Source organism: Aestuariispira ectoiniformans, from assembly GCF_025136295.1.
Taxonomy (GTDB): domain Bacteria; phylum Pseudomonadota; class Alphaproteobacteria; order UBA8366; family Aestuariispiraceae; genus Aestuariispira_A; species Aestuariispira_A ectoiniformans.
Map to the genome: position 1 here is coordinate 1,602,283 of NZ_CP062788.1, position 17,944 is coordinate 1,620,226.

15 protein-coding genes are annotated in these 17,944 nt (G+C 57.7%); 6 read left to right on the top strand and 9 right to left on the bottom strand.

What is annotated here, in order from left to right; genetic code table 11:
* Nucleotides 1–76 precede the first annotated feature (76 nt).
* A complete protein-coding gene (locus IF205_RS07695; protein ID WP_259782707.1) occupies nt 77–1,177 on the bottom strand; it encodes a chemotaxis protein CheW in 1,101 nt (366 codons plus the stop codon).
* Nucleotides 1,178–1,356: 179 nt separating this feature from the next.
* Here IF205_RS07695 and IF205_RS07700 point away from each other — a divergent pair, with 179 nt between their 5' ends.
* The 3 genes from IF205_RS07700 (at nt 1,357) to IF205_RS07710 (ending at nt 2,741) form a co-directional block, all read left to right on the top strand.
* A complete protein-coding gene (locus IF205_RS07700) occupies nt 1,357–1,980 on the top strand; it encodes an alpha/beta family hydrolase (RefSeq protein WP_259782708.1) in 624 nt (207 codons plus the stop codon).
* Nucleotides 1,981–1,983: 3 nt separating this feature from the next.
* Nucleotides 1,984–2,331: a TfoX/Sxy family protein gene (locus IF205_RS07705; protein WP_259782709.1), complete on the top strand. Its 348-nt coding sequence runs from the start codon at nt 1,984–1,986 to the stop codon at nt 2,329–2,331.
* A gap of 179 nt (nt 2,332–2,510) precedes the next feature.
* Nucleotides 2,511–2,741 carry a ribbon-helix-helix domain-containing protein gene (locus IF205_RS07710; RefSeq protein WP_259782710.1) on the top strand — a complete coding sequence of 77 codons (231 nt, stop codon included), beginning with the start codon at nt 2,511–2,513 and terminating at the stop codon, nt 2,739–2,741.
* A 41-nt stretch (nt 2,742–2,782) separates the two neighbouring features.
* On the opposite strand, the gene IF205_RS07715 is transcribed toward IF205_RS07710, so the two are convergent.
* The gene (locus IF205_RS07715; protein WP_259782711.1) at nt 2,783–5,554 is read right to left on the bottom strand and encodes an AsmA family protein; all 2,772 of its coding nucleotides are present in this window, start codon (nt 5,552–5,554) and stop codon (nt 2,783–2,785) included.
* A 164-nt stretch (nt 5,555–5,718) separates the two neighbouring features.
* Between IF205_RS07715 and IF205_RS07720 the strand changes: the two genes are divergently transcribed.
* The gene (locus IF205_RS07720; protein WP_259782712.1) at nt 5,719–5,922 is read left to right on the top strand and encodes a DUF4169 family protein; all 204 of its coding nucleotides are present in this window, start codon (nt 5,719–5,721) and stop codon (nt 5,920–5,922) included.
* On the opposite strand, the gene IF205_RS07725 is transcribed toward IF205_RS07720, so the two are convergent.
* Complete coding sequence (locus IF205_RS07725; RefSeq protein WP_259782713.1) at nt 5,919–7,118, bottom strand: MFS transporter; 1,200 nt, start codon at nt 7,116–7,118, stop codon at nt 5,919–5,921. The two genes, IF205_RS07720 and IF205_RS07725, sit on opposite strands and share 4 nt — an antisense overlap.
* A 94-nt stretch (nt 7,119–7,212) precedes the next feature.
* A complete protein-coding gene (locus tag IF205_RS07730) occupies nt 7,213–8,139 on the bottom strand; it encodes a transcriptional regulator GcvA (RefSeq protein WP_259782714.1) in 927 nt (308 codons plus the stop codon).
* A 134-nt stretch (nt 8,140–8,273) separates the two neighbouring features.
* Here IF205_RS07730 and IF205_RS07735 point away from each other — a divergent pair, with 134 nt between their 5' ends.
* Nucleotides 8,274–8,498 (top strand): DUF1127 domain-containing protein, encoded by a 225-nt coding sequence (locus IF205_RS07735; protein ID WP_259782715.1) that lies wholly within the window; start codon nt 8,274–8,276, stop codon nt 8,496–8,498.
* Between the two features lie 107 nt (nt 8,499–8,605).
* Entirely contained in the window at nt 8,606–8,971 is a 366-nt protein-coding gene (locus IF205_RS07740) for a cupin domain-containing protein (RefSeq protein WP_259782716.1), read from the top strand.
* Between the two features lie 63 nt (nt 8,972–9,034).
* Here IF205_RS07740 and IF205_RS07745 read toward each other — a convergent pair whose 3' ends face one another.
* From IF205_RS07745 to IF205_RS07765, 5 genes are all read right to left on the bottom strand, one after another.
* The gene (locus IF205_RS07745; protein ID WP_259782717.1) at nt 9,035–10,432 is read right to left on the bottom strand and encodes an FAD-binding oxidoreductase; all 1,398 of its coding nucleotides are present in this window, start codon (nt 10,430–10,432) and stop codon (nt 9,035–9,037) included.
* Between the two features lie 187 nt (nt 10,433–10,619).
* Nucleotides 10,620–12,704 carry a methyl-accepting chemotaxis protein gene (locus tag IF205_RS07750; protein ID WP_259782718.1) on the bottom strand — a complete coding sequence of 695 codons (2,085 nt, stop codon included), beginning with the start codon at nt 12,702–12,704 and terminating at the stop codon, nt 10,620–10,622.
* A gap of 327 nt (nt 12,705–13,031) precedes the next feature.
* Nucleotides 13,032–13,448, bottom strand: coding sequence for a SufE family protein (locus IF205_RS07755; protein WP_259782719.1), 417 nt, complete (start codon nt 13,446–13,448; stop codon nt 13,032–13,034).
* A 100-nt stretch (nt 13,449–13,548) separates the two neighbouring features.
* A complete protein-coding gene (locus tag IF205_RS07760; RefSeq protein WP_259782720.1) occupies nt 13,549–14,055 on the bottom strand; it encodes a winged helix DNA-binding protein in 507 nt (168 codons plus the stop codon).
* Nucleotides 14,056–14,192: 137 nt separating this feature from the next.
* On the bottom strand, nt 14,193–17,810 hold the full coding sequence (locus IF205_RS07765) for a hydantoinase B/oxoprolinase family protein (protein ID WP_259782721.1): 3,618 nt from the start codon (nt 17,808–17,810) through the stop codon (nt 14,193–14,195).
* Nucleotides 17,811–17,944 lie beyond the last annotated feature (134 nt).

Genomic DNA, 17,944 nt, shown 5'->3' on the forward strand with positions numbered 1-17,944 from the left:
GGAGGATGCGGGTTTCTTCTTTGCATATAAAAAAGCCGCCCAAAGATGGACGGCTTTGATTTCGGCATTTGCTGGACTAACTGTCCAACGCCTTGATACGGGTTTCGTCGACCACCTTCATGATCTTGTCAACCTCCTCGTTGGAGGTATTCATCTCCACCAGTGTGGAATGAAGGGCGGTGCCTGCGGTGATGAAATGGTCGTCGGCAAGGCCGGGCTGGGTAATCAGCTTCATATAGGCCTGCTCCAACGTCGGGGTCTTAGAAACGCCGAAAGCTGCATTGAACAGGGCGACCAGCATGTCGAGCATATCCGGATCGCTCACGTCCTTGAACAGGTCGGTCAGAACCGGGTCGCTGTCAATTTTCGCGGCATAAAGCTCGACGGCCTGCATGGCGCGGGCCTCGGCGTCTGCACCGGAGGCGGCTGCAGGGGCCGGATTGTCCGGAGCCTTTTCAACGGCCGGTGCAGGCTTCTTGTCTTCTTTTACCTTGGCGGCTGCGGGCTGGCTTGCCGCGCTCTCATTGTCTTTTCGGCCAACTTTCAGAACGACCTTGGCGGCATCGCGTTCATTGGTGTTGGCCTCAGGCTTTTTTTCCGCCTCGCTTTCGTCCGGCTTTTCGTCGGAATTCGCAGCTTTGGCCTGTTGTTTCTGGGCGGCGATCTGTGGCCGCGGACGACGGCGCGTGCGCGGCCGCGTCTTTTTAATGGTCTCTTCGTCCAGGATGCGTTCCACATCCAGAACCACCAGCAGGTCTTCCTCCAGGCGGAAAATACCAGAACAAACCCGCTTCAGGTTGTCGTCCAACGTCGCCGGGGCCTTGTCGAAGCTTTTCCGGGGCAGGGACCGCACGTCACCGATGCTGTCAACCAGCAGGGTGTAGAGGTCCCCTTTGTATTCGACCGTAACACTCATCTGTTTGCGATAGTCGTCGGTCGTCTCAGCACCCAGGCATTCGCGCAGGTCAATAACGGTGACGATGCGCCCGCGCAGGTTCAGGACGCCGGCAATGGCGCTCGGTGCGAGTGGTACAGGTGTGATCTGATCCGGCTCGACAATGTCCTGGACTTTGAGAATCGGTATCCCAAACAACTGGTTGTCCACCGTCATGGTGACCAGTTGTTCATCGTCACCGGTTGTCAGATCTTGAGTATCGGCTAAGGCAATGTCAGACACTTCCTCATTTCCCCAGTTGTTGTCGCCGCTAGCTCCCCTAGTCCAGCCAGGATTATGGTAATAGCAGATGCTTTGTTTATACAATCAAAAATCTTAACAGAGCCTTGACGTGAAACAATAATTGCGAGCGGATGGCGGAATATTTGAACATGTTCGCCGATGGAAGGGGGCAGGAAATTATGGCCATATTGACCAACGGCCCGATTGAGACGGGACCGATTCTCATCCTGGCGCATGGCGCGGGTGCGCCAATGGATACGCCATTCATGACCTTTTTTGCCGAAGGGCTGGGGGCTGCCGGGATCGGCGTGATCCGATTCGAATTTCCCTATATGGCCGCACGGCGGACAGACGGCAAAAAGCGTCCGCCGGACAGGGCGCCCAAGTTGCTGGATGCCTGGCGGGAGATCGTGGATAGATATTCCGGGCGCGACGTCTTTATCGGCGGAAAGTCCATGGGGGGCCGTATGGCGACCTTGCTGGCATCGGAAGACCCGGAAGAGGCTATTAAGGGGGTGATCTGTCTTGGATACCCCTTCCATCCACCCGGCAAGCCGGAAAAACTTCGTGTGGAGCATTTCCCGGATATCCGCGCACCTGTACTGATCTGTCAGGGGGAGCGCGACAGCTTTGGTAAACGGGACGAGGTTGAGGCGATGGCCTTGCCTGAAAGTTTTGATCTTCATTGGTGCCCGGATGGTGACCACGACCTGAAGCCGCGTAAGGCAAGCGGATTGACGGCTGAAGAGAACTGGCGCGCGGCTGTGGCAGCGGTTGCGGATTTCATTCGTGCCGGGCGGTAACCCATGGCAGTCTCGCGGGAATATCTGAACTATGTTCTGGATCAACTGGCCGGTATTCCCGGACTGTCCGCGCGCGCGATGTTTGGCGGGGCCGGGATCTACAGTGACGGCAGAATGTTTGCACTGGTCACGGACGACTGTCTTTATTTGAAGGCGGATACCAAAAACCTGCCCATATTTGAGGCTGAGGGTGCCCGGCCATTTACCTATCGGCGCAGTGGAAAACCTGTGTCGTTGTCCTATTTCCTGGTGCCCGATGAAATCCTGGAGGACGACGTCCGGTTGAAAGACTGGGCGTGGCTTGCAATTTCTGCCGCGCGGCGGAAACCCGTAAAGAGAGAAAAGAGTTAATCAATTTTTATTAAATATCTTGAGGGTTGCATCTATTGCGGTAAGCATTCGTTAAGAAACTGATGATAGTTTCTAGCGCCGAGAGAGAGGATGGACCGGCGTGGAGAGCCCGTGAAGGGCACAACATGTTCGGGACAGCCGGAATTAGTGTTTCTGTAGGGGCGAAAATGGGAATAATAATGGCTTCTTCGGATTATGATCCTGCCGAAATCAAGAAGCGGTCGGTTGTCATCGCCGGACACCGGACCAGTATTTCATTAGAGAATGTTTTTTGGGATTCTTTACGTAGCATTGCCAATGAACGCGAGATTTCAGTGAACCAGATGGTGACTGAAATCGACAAGCAACGGACGGGTAACCTGTCCAGCGCGATCAGGACCTATGTGCTGCAGTCCCTGATGACACAGTAAGCGGCATCGGGAACAGCATGGCGATTGTGAGCGGCAGCCCCTTATGGGCTGCCGCTAATCCATTGTCCTGACGCCTTTATGGCGGGGTACTGCAAATCCCCATGGGCCTGAAGCCGGAAATGCGGCATATCCTGACGTCCGGTCTCAAACAGGTTCAGTTCCGTCGATATCCGGTTATTCGCAAGATCAACCCAGCCACCGAAGGTTGCCGCCGCGTCCGGGGCGGTGGCGCGGATCTCGCGGAAATCAATCCGCCCCCCGTCGATCGACAGGTCACCCGTTAGTGGTGCCTGGGATTTGGCATAATGTTGCTGGATGAAATGGGCGAGATTTTTTGCCTGCCGGATGCGGTTGTTGGCGCTCATCTCTTCCAGTGGGCGGATCGTTACCATCCCCGAGAGTTGCCCTTGTCCTTTGATGGCTATTGCGGGATTGTCCAGGAAGCCGGATCGTGCGGTCAGGTGGCCCGTTAGAACAGGGGCGCCGTCCACAACCAGATAGCGGCCGATGGACATGAACCGGTTGGTGAGAGGCCGCAGGCCGATCTGGAAATCCGTATCGAGATTGTAACCGCCCGGCGAGGCGAGCGCCTTGCCTGTGGCCGTCAGCGGTGCTTCCAGCCATTTCGCCTTGAAACCAGTCCATGTCAGGTCACCGTTCAGGTTCAGGCCTGTCGTACCATTCACATCGCGAAGCTCCAGCCCCGGAAGGGAGAGGTTGCTGTCCTGAAGCTGCAACTCAAGACCCTCCGCACGCAAGGCGGTTTTTCCCCGAACTGACAGGCTGTGATCCTTTGCGTTGAACCGAATATCGGTCTGCATGGCCCCAAGCGGACCTGCCAGGACAATCTGGCCGACAGCATTACCGACATTGCGCAGGCGATTTCGCACCGACGCAGGCGCGCCCAGTCGCGTCACTGTCCTGTAGGGGGACGGCATCAGGAAGTTTACCTGGCTGGCGACCTGGTCCTGTTGCACACTGGCCTGACCGTTGATCTGCATCCCGTAAAAGTCGCCAACGGTGAAATTTTCAACCGCAAGGAAATTGCTGGAGCGGCGCAGTTTGACCGAAACGTCCCGGCTGGGGCGTCCAGCAAAGGTCAGGTGCTTGGCTGAAAATGCGATATCCCAGTCCAATAATGCCGGGGAGGGGGCCGATGAGCTGGCTGCGGCGGGGGAGACAAGGCCTCCCGCTTTGACATCCTGCGATGCCAGCAGCGCAAGCAGTTCCGGCAGGCGTTCATCCAGGGCGTAGGCGTCCAGATTCAGAACATCCGTCGCCAGTGACATGGAAAAGGAAGGCTGGCTGGTTAGCTGTGCATTGCCGGTGACGTTGCTTGTGTCCAGCCTGGCGGAGAAGCCCGGGAAAGAAATTTTGCCCGGCTCTACGGCAAGATTGGCGGCAATCTGGATGCTGCGCAGACGGTCTGCCGGTATTCCGGTGGCTGGCATTCCGGCCCAGCGTAGGAAGCGGCGAAGGTTGTCCGACTGGAAGGAGACGCCGCCCTCGAAATGTGGTTGCCCGTTCTGGGAGGACAGGAACCCGAGAACCGAAAGGTCAGACCCGCCGGGAAGCTGTATTCTCGAATGATCCAGGGTCACCGTTCCATCGCCGACGGCAATGTGAAAGCCCGTGTCTTTCATGACGGCCCCGCCAATGCGAACGGCATCGACGGATACTTCGAGGCCGAGACTGTAGCCGGGCTGGCTCAGAACGCCCAGGATATCCGTCGCCTGCATCAGGGAAGCAAGTCCCAAAGCCGGTCGTTTTGTTTTTGTATTCTTGTCTGAAGGCGAGGCATCACCTGTCTTTGTGACGGCTGCATCTTGTCCCGTCAGCAGTCTGTCCAGATCGAGGGGACGGACGGTCAGGACCGTGTCAATGTTGGGGTTCAGTCCCAGCCGCGCGGTCGTTGCGCCGGACATATGTATCGGGCCCCAATGGGCGTCGATATTGTTGAGGGTCAGCCGCTGATCGGCCAGCACATAGTCGGAGGCAACTTTCAGTTCCTGTCCCGCGAGTACGGCGGGGAGCTTACCGCTGTCGATGTTGAGCGAATCTCCGGCAAGGTTCAGTTCAACGCTTCCCGTGATCTCATTTTTCGGCGGCAGACCTGCGGACCGGGCTTTGAATTGCAGCGACTGGTTTCTTTCCGGCCAGGAAAATGTGCCCGACATGCGATAAGGCACGTCGCCGGTTGGCAGATAGAGAGAGGTTTTGACCTCGCTCGTTTGTCCACGGAAGTTTCCTTCGCCTGTCAGGTCCAATCGGCTGACGATCTTGTTGAGTGCAACGGTGCCGTTGAAGCCTGAAATCTCCAGTGGGGTCGTATCAGGCGCATAGGTCCAGGACAGTTGGCCATTGACGATTTCCACATTATCCAGCGCGATTTTGGTCTCACTGCCGGACTTGCCGTCCGCGATTTCACCCGGCGTGGTGACAGTGTGTTCTGTCGGATTGCACAGGCGATCGGGGCTCAGGATTATGGCAGGTTCGACAAGACGCACTTTCTCTGCAACCAGGTCACCGGTAAAGGCTGCGGACAGCGGCACCTTCGCTTCCAGCCCTTTTGCGCTGAAAAGCGGTTTTGCACTCGTTTCGCCCAGGGAAAATGCGCCAACCTTCAGTGTTGGCGAGGGCAGCCAGTTCAGCGACACATCGCCGTAGATGGAAACGGGACAATTCGTCCGTTCTTCCAGGGCCTGTTGCAGAGTGGGTTTCAGACTGTTCCAGTCAAACAGGACGGGCAGCAGGAAGACCGCGCCGACGACGGCGATCAACAATCCGATTGAGGCCAGTACGAGTTTCTGCACGTCCCACTCCAAATATCCGAGCCTGTCGACCGGGATGCCATGCTACAGGTCCGGTTGCAAATGTTAAGTGCTGTTTCAAGGCGTTGGATGCCCGGCCTCTGTTCGTTGCCGGTAAAAACAGCTAGAATGAACCTTGTCGGAGCAACGGAACCAGGTAGGCAGTTATGGGTGACGTTATTAATTTGAGGCAGGTCCGCAAAGCCAGGAAAAGAGAGGCTGACGCGGCCAAAGCGGAACAAAACCGCCGGCAGCACGGCCGGACAAAAGGGCAGAAGGCGGCAGAAAAGGCGCAGCATGATCGGGACCAACGGGATCTGGACGGCAAACGGCTGGAAAGCGACGATCTGCCGTCCGATGAACCCGCCTAGGCAGGTGTCGTTGCCCTGCGCAGAACGGCGTCCTTGATCGGCAGATGCACCAGCGCGGAGAAAAGTCCCAATGCGATGGATACACCCCAGGCACCGTCGTAGGAGCCGGTCAGGTCGAAGATAAAGCCTCCCAGATATGCCCCGAAGAATGCCCCGATCTGGTGGCTCATCATGACAATGCCGAAGAGGGTCGCCACATAACGCGGGCCGAAAACCTGGGAAACGATCCCGGAGGTGAGCGGTACGGTGCTGAGCCATAGCAGGCCGAAGGCCGCAGAGAACAACAACACACTTGCCTCCGTGACAGGGAAAGCCATGAAAATTGCAATGGCTGCCGCGCGTGCCACATAAATTCCGCTCAACAGATATTTCATCCGGAAGCGCGTGCCCAGCGCACCCGCGCCAAAGGTCCCAATCAGATTGAAAACTCCGATGACAGAAAGCGCGGTGGCACCGATCATTGGCGTCAGGCCGCAACTTGTCAGATAGACCGGCAGATAGGTCCCGATATAGACAACGTGAAAGCCACAGACGAAGAAACCGGCATTCAAAAGCCAGAAACCGGAATGCTTGCTGGCCTCACGCAGGGCGGAAGACAGGGACTGGGTCGGTCCCGCATGTGCATCCTCACCCGTGCCGAGCCGCAAGGTGACGGCCAGCGGCAGGAACAGCAGTGCCACCGCGGCCAGGATATAGAGGGCTGATTGCCAGTCTGTCCATTGGATCAGGGATTGCGCCAGGGGCGGCAGAATGATCTGGCCGAACGAACCGCCTGCGGTCACGATCCCCAGGATCAGCGGCCGGTTCTTGTCCGATACGATCTTACCGACGGCGGCAAGGACAAGGGGGAAACCTGTTGCGCCGGTTCCCAGGCCGATCAGGACGCCTGCACCGCTGACGAATGTGAATTCCGATGACGCCAATGCCATCACCACGGTGCCGGCAGCATAGGTAAGGCCGCCGATTAGAAGAACCTTGAAGACGCCGAAACGGTCCGCCAGCCCGCCAGCAAAGGGGGTGAACACACCCCAAAGCAGGTTCTGTACGGCAATCGCCAGTGCGAATGTACTCTGGCTCCACCCGTTGGCATGGGTGATCGGGTCCAGAAACAGCGCGAATGACTGTCGGACCCCCAGATTGAGGCTCAGGATCAAGGCCCCGGCAATCGCGATCGGAACAACCAGGCGTGCAACCATTTAACGTTTCCTTTGGAATGATCGTTCCATAATGGGGGAAGGGCCGATTGCGGTCTATCCCCATTTGTGGTTGGAAAAGACTTGTGAACGCAGGTCAGTTGTCGTCGCTGGTCGGGCGTTGCGCCTCTTCGTGCAGCCAGGCGCGGAAGGCCTGTATTTTGGGAAGGTCCAGATAATCTTCCGGACAGGCAAAATGATAGGAAGCCCCGGCAGGCAGCGCAATGTCCAGCGGACGGACAAGGGCACCGGATGCAACCGCATCGGCGATCAGGACGCTGCGCCCCAGCATGATCCCGCGCCCGGCCGTGGCGGCCATTGTCGTCAGATGCGTGTCATCAAAGGCAAGACTGCTGCTGAAATCTACATCTTCCAGCCCAAAGGCTTTCAGCCACTGTTCCCAACAGATTCTTGTGTTGGGCAGGGGGCTGCCGCCATCCACCAGCAATCGATGTTGCAGCAGGTCTTCAACGGAATTGATCGGCGGCCCCTTCTGTAACAGCAAGGGACTGCAAACCGGCGTGATATCTTCATCCATAAGGTGTTCGGTATGCAGGGCGGCATAATTCCCCAGACCATAGCGGATACCGACGTCGATGCCCTCGCGGGTATAATCCATCAGGCGGCTGGAGGTTGCGATGCGCACGCAGATATCCGGGTGCTTGTCGGTAAAGCGGTGCAGCCGGGGAACAAGCCAAAGTGCCGCCAGAGACGGCATGGCCGTTACCGTAAGGCTCTGGTCCTGGCGGGTGTCCAGAAGCCTTCTTGTTTCATCCGACAACCGGTCGAGCATTTCCGTCAGGGTGGGCAGATAGCGCCGCCCCGCATCGGTCAGCATCAGGCCGCGCGGCTGGCGGACAAACAGCTCCAGTCCCAACCATTCCTCCAGGCTTTTCACCTGTTGGCTGATCGCAGATGCCGTTACATGCAACTCGTCCGCAGCGGCCACAAAGCTTTCCTGCCGGGCGGCACTTTCAAAGGCGCGAATGGCGTTCAGTGGCGGTAGGCGGCGTGCTGACGGCATGGCTAAGTTATCCTGTCCCTGACCCTAAGATATTCCCGTTTGTAGCTTTGTAAGGGCAAACATATCTTATGTCTATGCTATCCGGCGGGACAGGAAGATCCAAGGCCGGAATTCCTAGACTAAGGAGCAAAACCATGCAAGACGTGACCAAGCCATGCCTCGCGAACTGCCGGCGTCCGGACCCGTCATGGTCCTTTACCTCGCCTTTGCGCACATTCTGGGACGTGCTGGGGAAATGGTATGCGCGTGGAATGGAGCGCCGCTATCTGGCCGAAATGGAATGTTATCTGCTGGATGACGCCGGGATCAGTTGTGATGAGGTTCGTAAAGAAGTGAGCAAGCCGTTCTGGCGACCCTGACATATGAACGGGACAGGGCTGGCCCAGCGGTCCGGCCCTTTCTGTCCCTTGATCTCATGGTGCAAACGAGGCTTGATCCGGTTGATAACATATTAACCGGAGGCTTCATGTCCAAAAGTGTTCAGAATATTGTCGACTTCGCCCAGGCACAGGCCGAGACCATTTCCTTCTCACCCGACGCAGACAAGGTCCTGAGCGGTAATCCCGCCCAGACCGTCACCAATCTCTACGACGATGACAGTGGTGTTTTCAGCACTGGTTTCTGGACCGGTGAACCCGGCGTTCACAAGGTTTCCTATAGTGAGGAAGAATTCTGTCACCTGTTGGCGGGCGAGGTGAAAATCTCGGACGATGCCGGTCAGTCCAAAACCTTCAAGGTTGGCGACAGTTTTGTCATTCCCGCCGGTTTCTCGGGCACCTGGGAAACGATAGCGCCTGCCCGCAAGATTTATGTGGTCTTCGAAAAAGGCTGACAGGCAATAGATAGAGAAAAGGCGGCGAGACAGGACGCTCGCCGCCTTGTTCCTTGTTCTGTCCTAGACGGAAATCATCTTGCCCGGGTTCATGATGTTATCCGGGTCGAATGCTTTCTTCAGGGCACGCATGAGGCTGATGGCCTCACCGTGTTCTGCGGTGAGATAAGGCATCTTGCCGATGCCGATGCCATGTTCGCCCGTGCAGGTCCCGCCATAGGCAATGGCGCGGTGGTTCAATCGTTCCACAAGTCCCTTGGCGCGTTTCATTTCTTCTGCGTCATCCGGATCGAACAGTAAAACCAGATGGAAGTTGCCGTCGCCCACATGGCCGACAATCGGGGCGATCAGGCCGCTTTCCTGGACATCCTTTTGCGTTTCAAGGATGCATTCGGCCAGATTGCTGATCGGTACGCAGGCATCGGTCGCCATGCCCTTCTTGGTAGGCGCCAGGGTCTTGGCTGCAAAATAGGCGTCGTGACGCGCCTTCCACAATTTGTTGCGGTCCTCGGTCTTGCTGGTCCAGGCAAAGGCGCTGCCGCCGAATTCATCGGAGATCGCCTTGACCTGTTCCGCCTGTTCCTGAACGCTGGCCTCGGTTCCGTGAAACTCGCAGAACAGGGTGGGTTTCGCCTCATACCCCTCCAATTCGGAATAGGTGATGCAGGCCCCCATCTGAATATCGTCCAGCAATTCAATCCGTGCGATGGGGATGCCGGACTGGATCGTCAGGATGACGGTATTCACGGCGCTTTCCAGGTCCGGATACTGGCACACCGCGCTGGAGATTGCCTCCGGGATACCGTAGAGGCGCAGTTGCACTTCCGTGATGATGCCAAGCGTTCCTTCGGAGCCGACAAAAATCCGTGTCAGGTCGTACCCGGCGGCTGATTTTCGGGCTCGTCCGCCTGTCTTCACAATGCGGCCATCGGCGGTGACGACAGTCAGCCCCAACACATTTTCGCGCATCGTGCCATAGCGTACCGCATTGGTGCCGCTGGCGCGGGTCGCGGTCATGCCGCCCAGACTGGCGTTGGCGCCGGGGTCAATGGGGAAAAACAGGCCCGTGGCGCGCAGATGTTCGTTCAACTGTTCACGGGTCACGCCGGCCTGAACGCGGCAGTCCAGATCCTCTGCATTCACAGAGAGAACTTCGTCCATCTGGGAAAGGTCGATGCTGACCCCACCTTCCAGTGCATTCAGATGCCCCTCCAGCGAAGTGCCGGTACCATAGGGAATCACCGGAACCTTGTGTTCCGCGCAAATCCTGACCGCATCTGCCACGTCTTCGGTGCTTTTCGCGAAAACCACAAGATCCGGCGGATTGGTTGGAAACCAGCCTTCGCCGTGGCCGTGGTGATCCCGGACGGATTCCGCTGTGGATGCCTGATCTCCAAACCGCGTCAATAGCTTTTCCAGGGCCGGTTGATAATTTGCTTTGGTGGCTGTGCTCGTCCCCATGACGTTTCCCAATATGTAATTGTCATTTGTTGGGGACGAGTATAGCGCCGCCGCCATGACCCGCCAACGTGAGGTGGGGCAAAGCTTCTGTTATCGGCGTTCACTAACGGAGGGTCGTAATGACGCAAGGCATATCGCCCCCCGCAGACATCTGCGGGAGGCGATTTTTCGGTTTGTGCGGTGCTGTCTAGTTGAGGATTTTGGACAGGCGGTCACGCAGGGTGTTGATCCCCTCGGAGACTTCGGCCGCGCCGGTGCGTACCTGCTGAGACAACTCACCCACATGGGCCGCACGGCTGGTCACCTCACTGATATCCTCCGTCACGCCACGGGTTGCCTCTGCAGCGCCACGGACGTTTGCGGTGATCTGGCGTGTGCCTTCGGTGCGGGCCTCGACGGTTCTGGAAATGTTGTCGGCCATTTCACTCATCTGCACGATCGTTTCCGAAATGGTCTGAATGGCATCCACCGTTACCTTCGTGCGGTTCTGCACCTGGGTGATCTGGGCGGTGATTTCCTCCGTCGCCTTTGTCGTCCGGTTGGCCAGATTTTTGACTTCGGAGGCCACCACGGCAAAGCCTTTACCAGCTTCTCCGGCCCGGGCGGCCTCGATGGTGGCGTTCAGCGCCAGCATATTGGTTTGATCGGCGATTTCGTTGATCAGGGTGATCACATCGCTGATCTTGCGGGCGTCTTCTGCCAGGGAAGTGACTGTCTCGCTGGCTTGCTGCGCCTCGTCGGAGACACGCCCCGCGACATCGCCGGACCGGCTGGCAAGGTCCATGACTTCCCGGAAGGATTCGGTCACCTGCTCCGTCTCGCCGACCACGGATTCCGCGCTGTCGGTTGCCTGTTGTGCGGCGGCAGCAACAGTCTGGGAGCGACCTTCGGCATCCTGGGCCGATGAAGACATTTCATCAGCGATCCCTTCCAGGCGCTTCATGTTCTGCTGGATATCTGCGACAGTCACGCGAAGTTCGTCGTCCAGTTTCTGCGACATTTCCTGCAGCTTGTCCTGGATTTCCTTGCGCCGTGCCCGGTTGCGTTCTTCCTCATGGGCCTGCATTTCCTTCAATTCGACGGAACTGCGCCGCAGTTTTTCCAGCGCACGTGCCATGACCGCCATTTCATCGCGGCCGGTTTTCGGGATGTCCACATCGGTTTCGCCATCACCGATCTGGTTCATGGCGGTGGCAAAACGGCGCAACGGCCTGAAAGTCACGGATTGCAGGACCACCCAGCCGATGGCCCAGGCGACGACCAGTCCGGCAACAACAACGATGATTGCAAGGTTCCGTGTATTGGCAAGCGACTGGTTCAGGTTGCTCATATCGCGTGTGATCAGGGCGTGGGCCCAGGTGCCGCCAAAACTGTCCGGGATATCGACACGCGTTGTCAGCATGTTTTCATTGGCCGGGACCGCTACCACGGATTCGTCTGCAGGCATTTCCGCGTTTCCGTCACCGGCGGCGTCTTCATTGGCGCTCTGGTTGTCTGTGGTTTCATCCGCGGCGGCCTGATCAGCATTGTCTTCCGATGCCGTCGCCGTGGGTTGGGGAAGGTCTTCCTCGAAGACGATGCCGTCATTCACGTCGGTCAGTTTGAAGTCGCCGCCCATGGCGGTGTTGAGGCCGGGCAGGGTCACTTGCGGGTCCGTGACCAGCTCCATGAAACCGATGACACGGAAGCCGCCCAAGGGCGCGATGATGCTGTGAACGGGCCGGCCGTCCTTTGTGACCCAGCGATACATTGCGACCTGGCGTTGGGCTTTCTTGTCCCGGGCCAAAAGCTCGTCGACCAGACCTGGCGTCGACAGGACCGTCTCTCCCTGTCCCTTTGGGGACTGGGCCATGATCTTCATGTCGGCGTCGATGAAATTCACATTCACAAATTGAAAGATGCCGTTTGTGAAGTCGGCGTGGCTGTAGACCTCGTCGGTCAGGGCCAGCAATGCCTTTTCGTTCTTGGTCTTCGCGGGACCGGTGAATTCCGGGCGGCGTACCCAGTCAGACACCAATTTATTCAGCTTTCCTTCGTATTGCGTGCTGACGCGCTCGTTGACCAATACGCCTAGGGTGTCCTCGGATGTGCCGACCAAAACGGAAAAGGTCAGTTTTCTGAATGAATCTGCGGTCCAGATCTGATTGGCTATGATACCGACGGAAAACAGGACCGACAGGATCAGCAGAACCCGCCTCAATGTCCAGATTGATGTTTGGCGATTGTCTTCCGGTACTTCCGTTGGTGTCCCAACGTCTGTGGCTTCGCTCACCTTGATAATCCCTCCGACTGTTTCCGCGATGGCTGCTTCGGCGGCGTCAGTACAGCAGGCCGGGTCCATGACCTAAGGGGGAGTCTAAGGTGGAAAGGTTAACTGAAACTAAAACTGGACTGTAATGGCGGAACCGTCCAAGAACGGAACACGACACTCCCAGACCCCAATTGACCACCCCAAGCCCGATTTCAGGCACTAACCGCCGCTTCCAACCATGCGGTTTTATATTCTTTATATGTCTAGAATCCTTAAAGGGTCAGCGGGTAGCCATCAACAGAATTTCGATAAAATTATATCTAATTAATTTGTCCGGGCCATACAGCTTCAGGCCAATTGTGCCTGCGCATCGTGACGGATGCGTTCCACCATGGCGACCAAGCCGTTGCGGCGGTTGGGACTTATATGACGGTCGAGGCCGACGCGGGTCATGAATTCCAGCGCATCGGTGTTCGCCACTTTTTCCGGGGACTGACCATCGTAGATCAGCATCAGAACGGCAATCAGGCCCTTGACGATGAAGGCATCCGAATCGGCATTGAACCGCATGATCGGCGAGTTTCCTTCAAGGCGGCTGGTCATCCAGACCTGGCTCATGCAGCCGCGGACCTTGTTGTCCTCGACCATTTCCTCTTCCGGCATGGGCGGCAGCTTCTTGCCCAGGTCGATGATATAGCGATAGCGGTCTTCCCAATCGTCGAAGAGTTCGAAATTTTCCACCAATTCGTCGATACTGAGCGCCATGTCTTTGTCCCGCCGTTGATTTGATCAGGGTTCATGCCTGATATAGGGGCAAAAGCCCGTTTGCAACACCTGCCTGATCTTCAGATATATGTGAGGCTGTCTACAGGCTGGTGGCGGATCGGGCCGCCTGATCGTAAAGCCCTGATAGCGCGCGTAAAACCCGTGCGGCGGCGCTGATTTCCTCCGCATGGACATTGCCCAATGCGCCAAGTGTCGCAACCAGACAGCTTTCCCGGACCTTGCGGTATTCCGCACAGGCCTCGCGGCCGGTCTCCGAAACCGAATAGAACTGTTCCTTGCCGCGTTTTTCCCGCTTGATCAGGTCGGCATTCAACAGCTTTTTGATCGCGTAGTTGACCGTATGCGTGTCCTCGACATTCAGCGTGAAGCAGATATCGGCCAGCCGTTTCTCCCGGTCGCGGTGGTTCAGTGTATGCAGGACCAACACCTCAAGGGGGCTCATGTCACCACTGCCGCTGGCGGCCATACAGCGCGAAATCCAGCGGTAGAACGCATTGGATGCGACGATCAGGCCATATTCATATTCGCTGAGTTCGGCGGCCTGTTCTGAGACGAGATGGGCGGAGGAGACGATACGATCGGTCATATGGGCCTTTCCAACTTCTCAAGCTTCGGTTGCTTCTCATTAGTAGTCTAGCGCCTCTGGGGCAAAGAAAAAACAGGCGACGCTCGGGGGAACGCCGCCTGCAACAGGTAGAGGGAGGGTATTCGTTTTTATTATTATTAGTCCGGCTTGCCGAAGCCACCGGCACTGGGGGTTTGCAGGACGAAGACGTCACCGGGCATCACATGGCGTTTGTCGGTGCCGGTCATTTCTTCATGGCCGCCATCCGTGCGTTCGACCCAGTTGCGGCCCAGCTCACCCGGTTCGCCACCATTCATGCCATAGGGTGGCACTTTGCGGTGGTTGGACAGGATGACGACATCCATTTCTTCCAGGAAGCGCAGGCGGCGGGTGGTGCCGTCGCCGCCCTTCCACTTGCCCTTGCCACCGGACCCTTTGCGGATTTCGAAACTTTCCAGCAGGACCGGATAGCGGAATTCCAGGATTTCAGGGTCGGTCAGGCGGGAGTTGGTCATATGGGTATGGACCGCATCCGTACCATCGAAACCGTCACCTGCACCGGAACCGCCGCAAACCGTTTCGTAATACTGGTAAGTGTCGTTGCCGAAGGTGGTGTTGTTCATCGTACCCTGTGCACCGGACATCACGCCCAGCGCGCCGTAGAGCGTGTCGGTCACCACCTGGGAGGTTTCCACGTTACCGGCGACAACGGCGGCAGGATAAACCGGGTTCAGCATGGACCCTTCCGGGATCACGATGTCGATCGGCTTCAGGCAGCCTTCGTTCATCGGGATCTCGTCATTGACGAGCGTACGGAAGACATAGAGCACCGCTGCCCGGCAAACTGCGGACGGCGCATTGAAGTTGGTCGGCCGCTGTTCGCTGGTGCCGGTGAAGTCCACTTTTGCGGACCGGTTTTCCTTGTCGATGGTGACTGAAACCTTCAACACGCTGCCGTCGTCCATCGGATAGGTGAAGCTGCCGTCTTTCAGGACGTCTATGACACGGCGGACGGATTCTTCTGCGTTATCCTGGACGTGACCCATATAGGCCTGCACCGTCGGCAGGCTGAAATGGGTGACCATCTTGCGCAGTTCCTGCACGCCTTTTTCATTCGCGGCAACCTGGGCATGGATGTCGGCCAGATTTTGCTGCGGATTACGTGCCGGATATTTGCCGGACTTCAGCAGGTCGATGAAGGCTTCTTCGCGGAAGCTGCCCTGGTCGATCAGCTTGAAGTTGTCGATAACGACGCCTTCTTCTTCCACATGCTTGGAATCGGGCGGCATGGAGCCCGGCGTGATGCCGCCCACATCGGCATGGTGCCCACGGCTGCCAACATAGAACAGGATTTCCTTGCCCGCATCGTCGAAGACCGGGGTGACGACCGTGATATCCGGCAGATGCGTACCGCCGTTATAGGGGGCATTCAGCACATAGACGTCACCTGGCTTGATCGCATCCTTGTTGCCGTTGATCACGGCCCGGATGCTTTCCCCCATGGAGCCCAGGTGGACCGGCATATGCGGTGCGTTGGCAATCAACTGGCCCTTGGCGTCAAAGATCGCACAAGAGAAGTCCAGACGTTCCTTGATGTTCACCGAATAGGCGGTGTTCTGCAGGGTATAGCCCATCTGCTCTGCGATCGACATGAAGAGGTTGTTGAAGACCTCAAGCATGACCGGATCGCAGTCGGTGCCGATGGCTTCCGTCCGCAACAGCGGTTCGACGCGGGTGATCACCAGGTTGCCGATTTCGGTCATGACAGCCTGCCAGCCCGGCTCGATCACGTTGGTGCCGGTGCGTTCCTTGATTACGGCAGGGCCGTTGACCACATTGCCCGGCTTCATCGCGTCACGGTCATAAACCGGGGCCTTGCAGTCATTGCCCGCCATATAGGCATCAACTTCCGCCAGGGCTTCCGGCAGGTTGCCTTCATTGATGCTGCCGGTTTCACCCAGATCGAAGGTGTGGCCGACGGCTTCCGCCGCAATGGCTTCGGCAATCATCGGCTTGTCTCCCATGGTGAAGCCGAACCGGTTGCGATAGGCGTCTTCAAAGGCAGCCTTCATTTCCGCCAGGGTGCCGAAAGCCACCTCCATGGCATTGTCGGACCCTTCATAGCGGACATGGACCTTGCGAAGGACGTCAATCTTTTCCTCTGCGATTTCCTGATCATGAACTTCCTTGAAGGCTTCTTCGCCCAAGGCGTTCAATGCCTTTTCCAGCAGCGGGATATTTTCTTCGGTAAAGGGCAGTTCCTCGGCCTGTTCCCGAAGGGCGCGCACATCCGCCAGACCCATGCCATAGGCAGACAGAACGCCAGCAAAGGGGTGCAGCATAACCTTGGTCATGCCAAGCGCGTCAGCCACAAGGCAGGCATGCTGTCCGCCAGCACCGCCAAAGCAGGTCAGTGTGTATTCGGTCACATCGTAACCGCGCTGCACCGAAATCTTTTTGATGGCGTTGGCCATGTTTTCGACGGCGATCTTGAGGAAGCCGTCGGCGACCTCGACCGCGCTGCGCTCGTCGCCGGTGGCTGCCTTGATCTCGCGGGCCATGGCTTCAAACTTTTCGCGTACCACATCCTTGTCCAGCGGCTGGTCCTGGTTGGGACCGAATACCGGCGGGAAGAATTCGGGCTGAAGCTTGCCCAGCATGACGTTGCAGTCGGTGACCGTCAGCGGGCCGCCGCGGCGATAGGCGGCCGGACCGGGATTTGCACCCGCGCTCTCCGGACCGACACGGTAACGCGACCCGTCGAACATGCACATGGAGCCGCCACCGGCGGCCACTGTGTGAATCTGCATCATCGGTGCGCGCATTCGCACACCGGCGACCAGGGTTTCAAAGGCGCGTTCATATTCACCGTCGTAATGGGCAACGTCGGTGGAGGTACCGCCCATGTCGAAGGTGATGATCTTGCCGAAACCGGCCTGTTCAGAAGTGCGGACGGACCCCACAATACCGCCCGCGGGGCCGGATAGGATCGCGTCTTTGCCCTGGAACAGGGCCGCATCCGTCAGGCCGCCATTGGATTGCATGAACTGCAAACGTACATCGCCCAGTTCACCGGCGACCTGCTCTACATAGCGGCGCAGGATCGGGGACAGATAGGCATCGACCACGGTCGTGTCGCCCCGGCTGACCAGTTTCATCAGCGGGCTGGTCTCATGCGATGTGGAAACCTGGGTAAAGCCGATTTCCCGGGCCATGTCTGCGATCTGCTTTTCATGGTCTGAATAACGGTAACCGTGCATGCAGACGATGGCGACGGATCGGATGCCGTCGTCAAAGACCGCCTGAAGGCGCGGGCGCAGGTCGTCGAGGTTCAGCGGCGTCAGGATCTTGCCACTGGCGTCAACGCGTTCCTCGACCTCTTCAACTTTCTCGTAAAGCAGTTCGGGCAGGATGATCCGGCGATCAAACAGACGCGGACGGGCCTGATAGGCGATCCGCAGCGCGTCGCGGAAACCCTCGGTGATGACCAGGGCCGTGCGGTCGCCTTTGCGTTCCAGCAGCGCGTTGGTCGCAACGGTCGTGCCCATCTTGACGGCGTCGATTCGTTTGGAGGGAATCGGATCACCGTTTTTCAGGCCAAGAAGCTCGCGAATGCCCTGAATGGCTGCGTCTTTGTAGGCCTCCGGGTTTTCCGACAAAAGTTTATGCGTCTGCAGGCTGCCATCCGGACGGCGCGCGACGATGTCGGTGAATGTGCCGCCACGGTCAATCCAGAATTGCCAGCCACATTCGTCCTTGCGGTCTGTTTCCGCCATGTTTCTATTCCCTCTCCACTAGCATGAACCTGGCCTTCCCATCGGCCCTGCTGTCATCTGAAATAGTGCCGGTTTCCCAATTGTCCGGCAATCAGGATGACAGCGCAGTGAATTTACATTGACAATTTATCGAT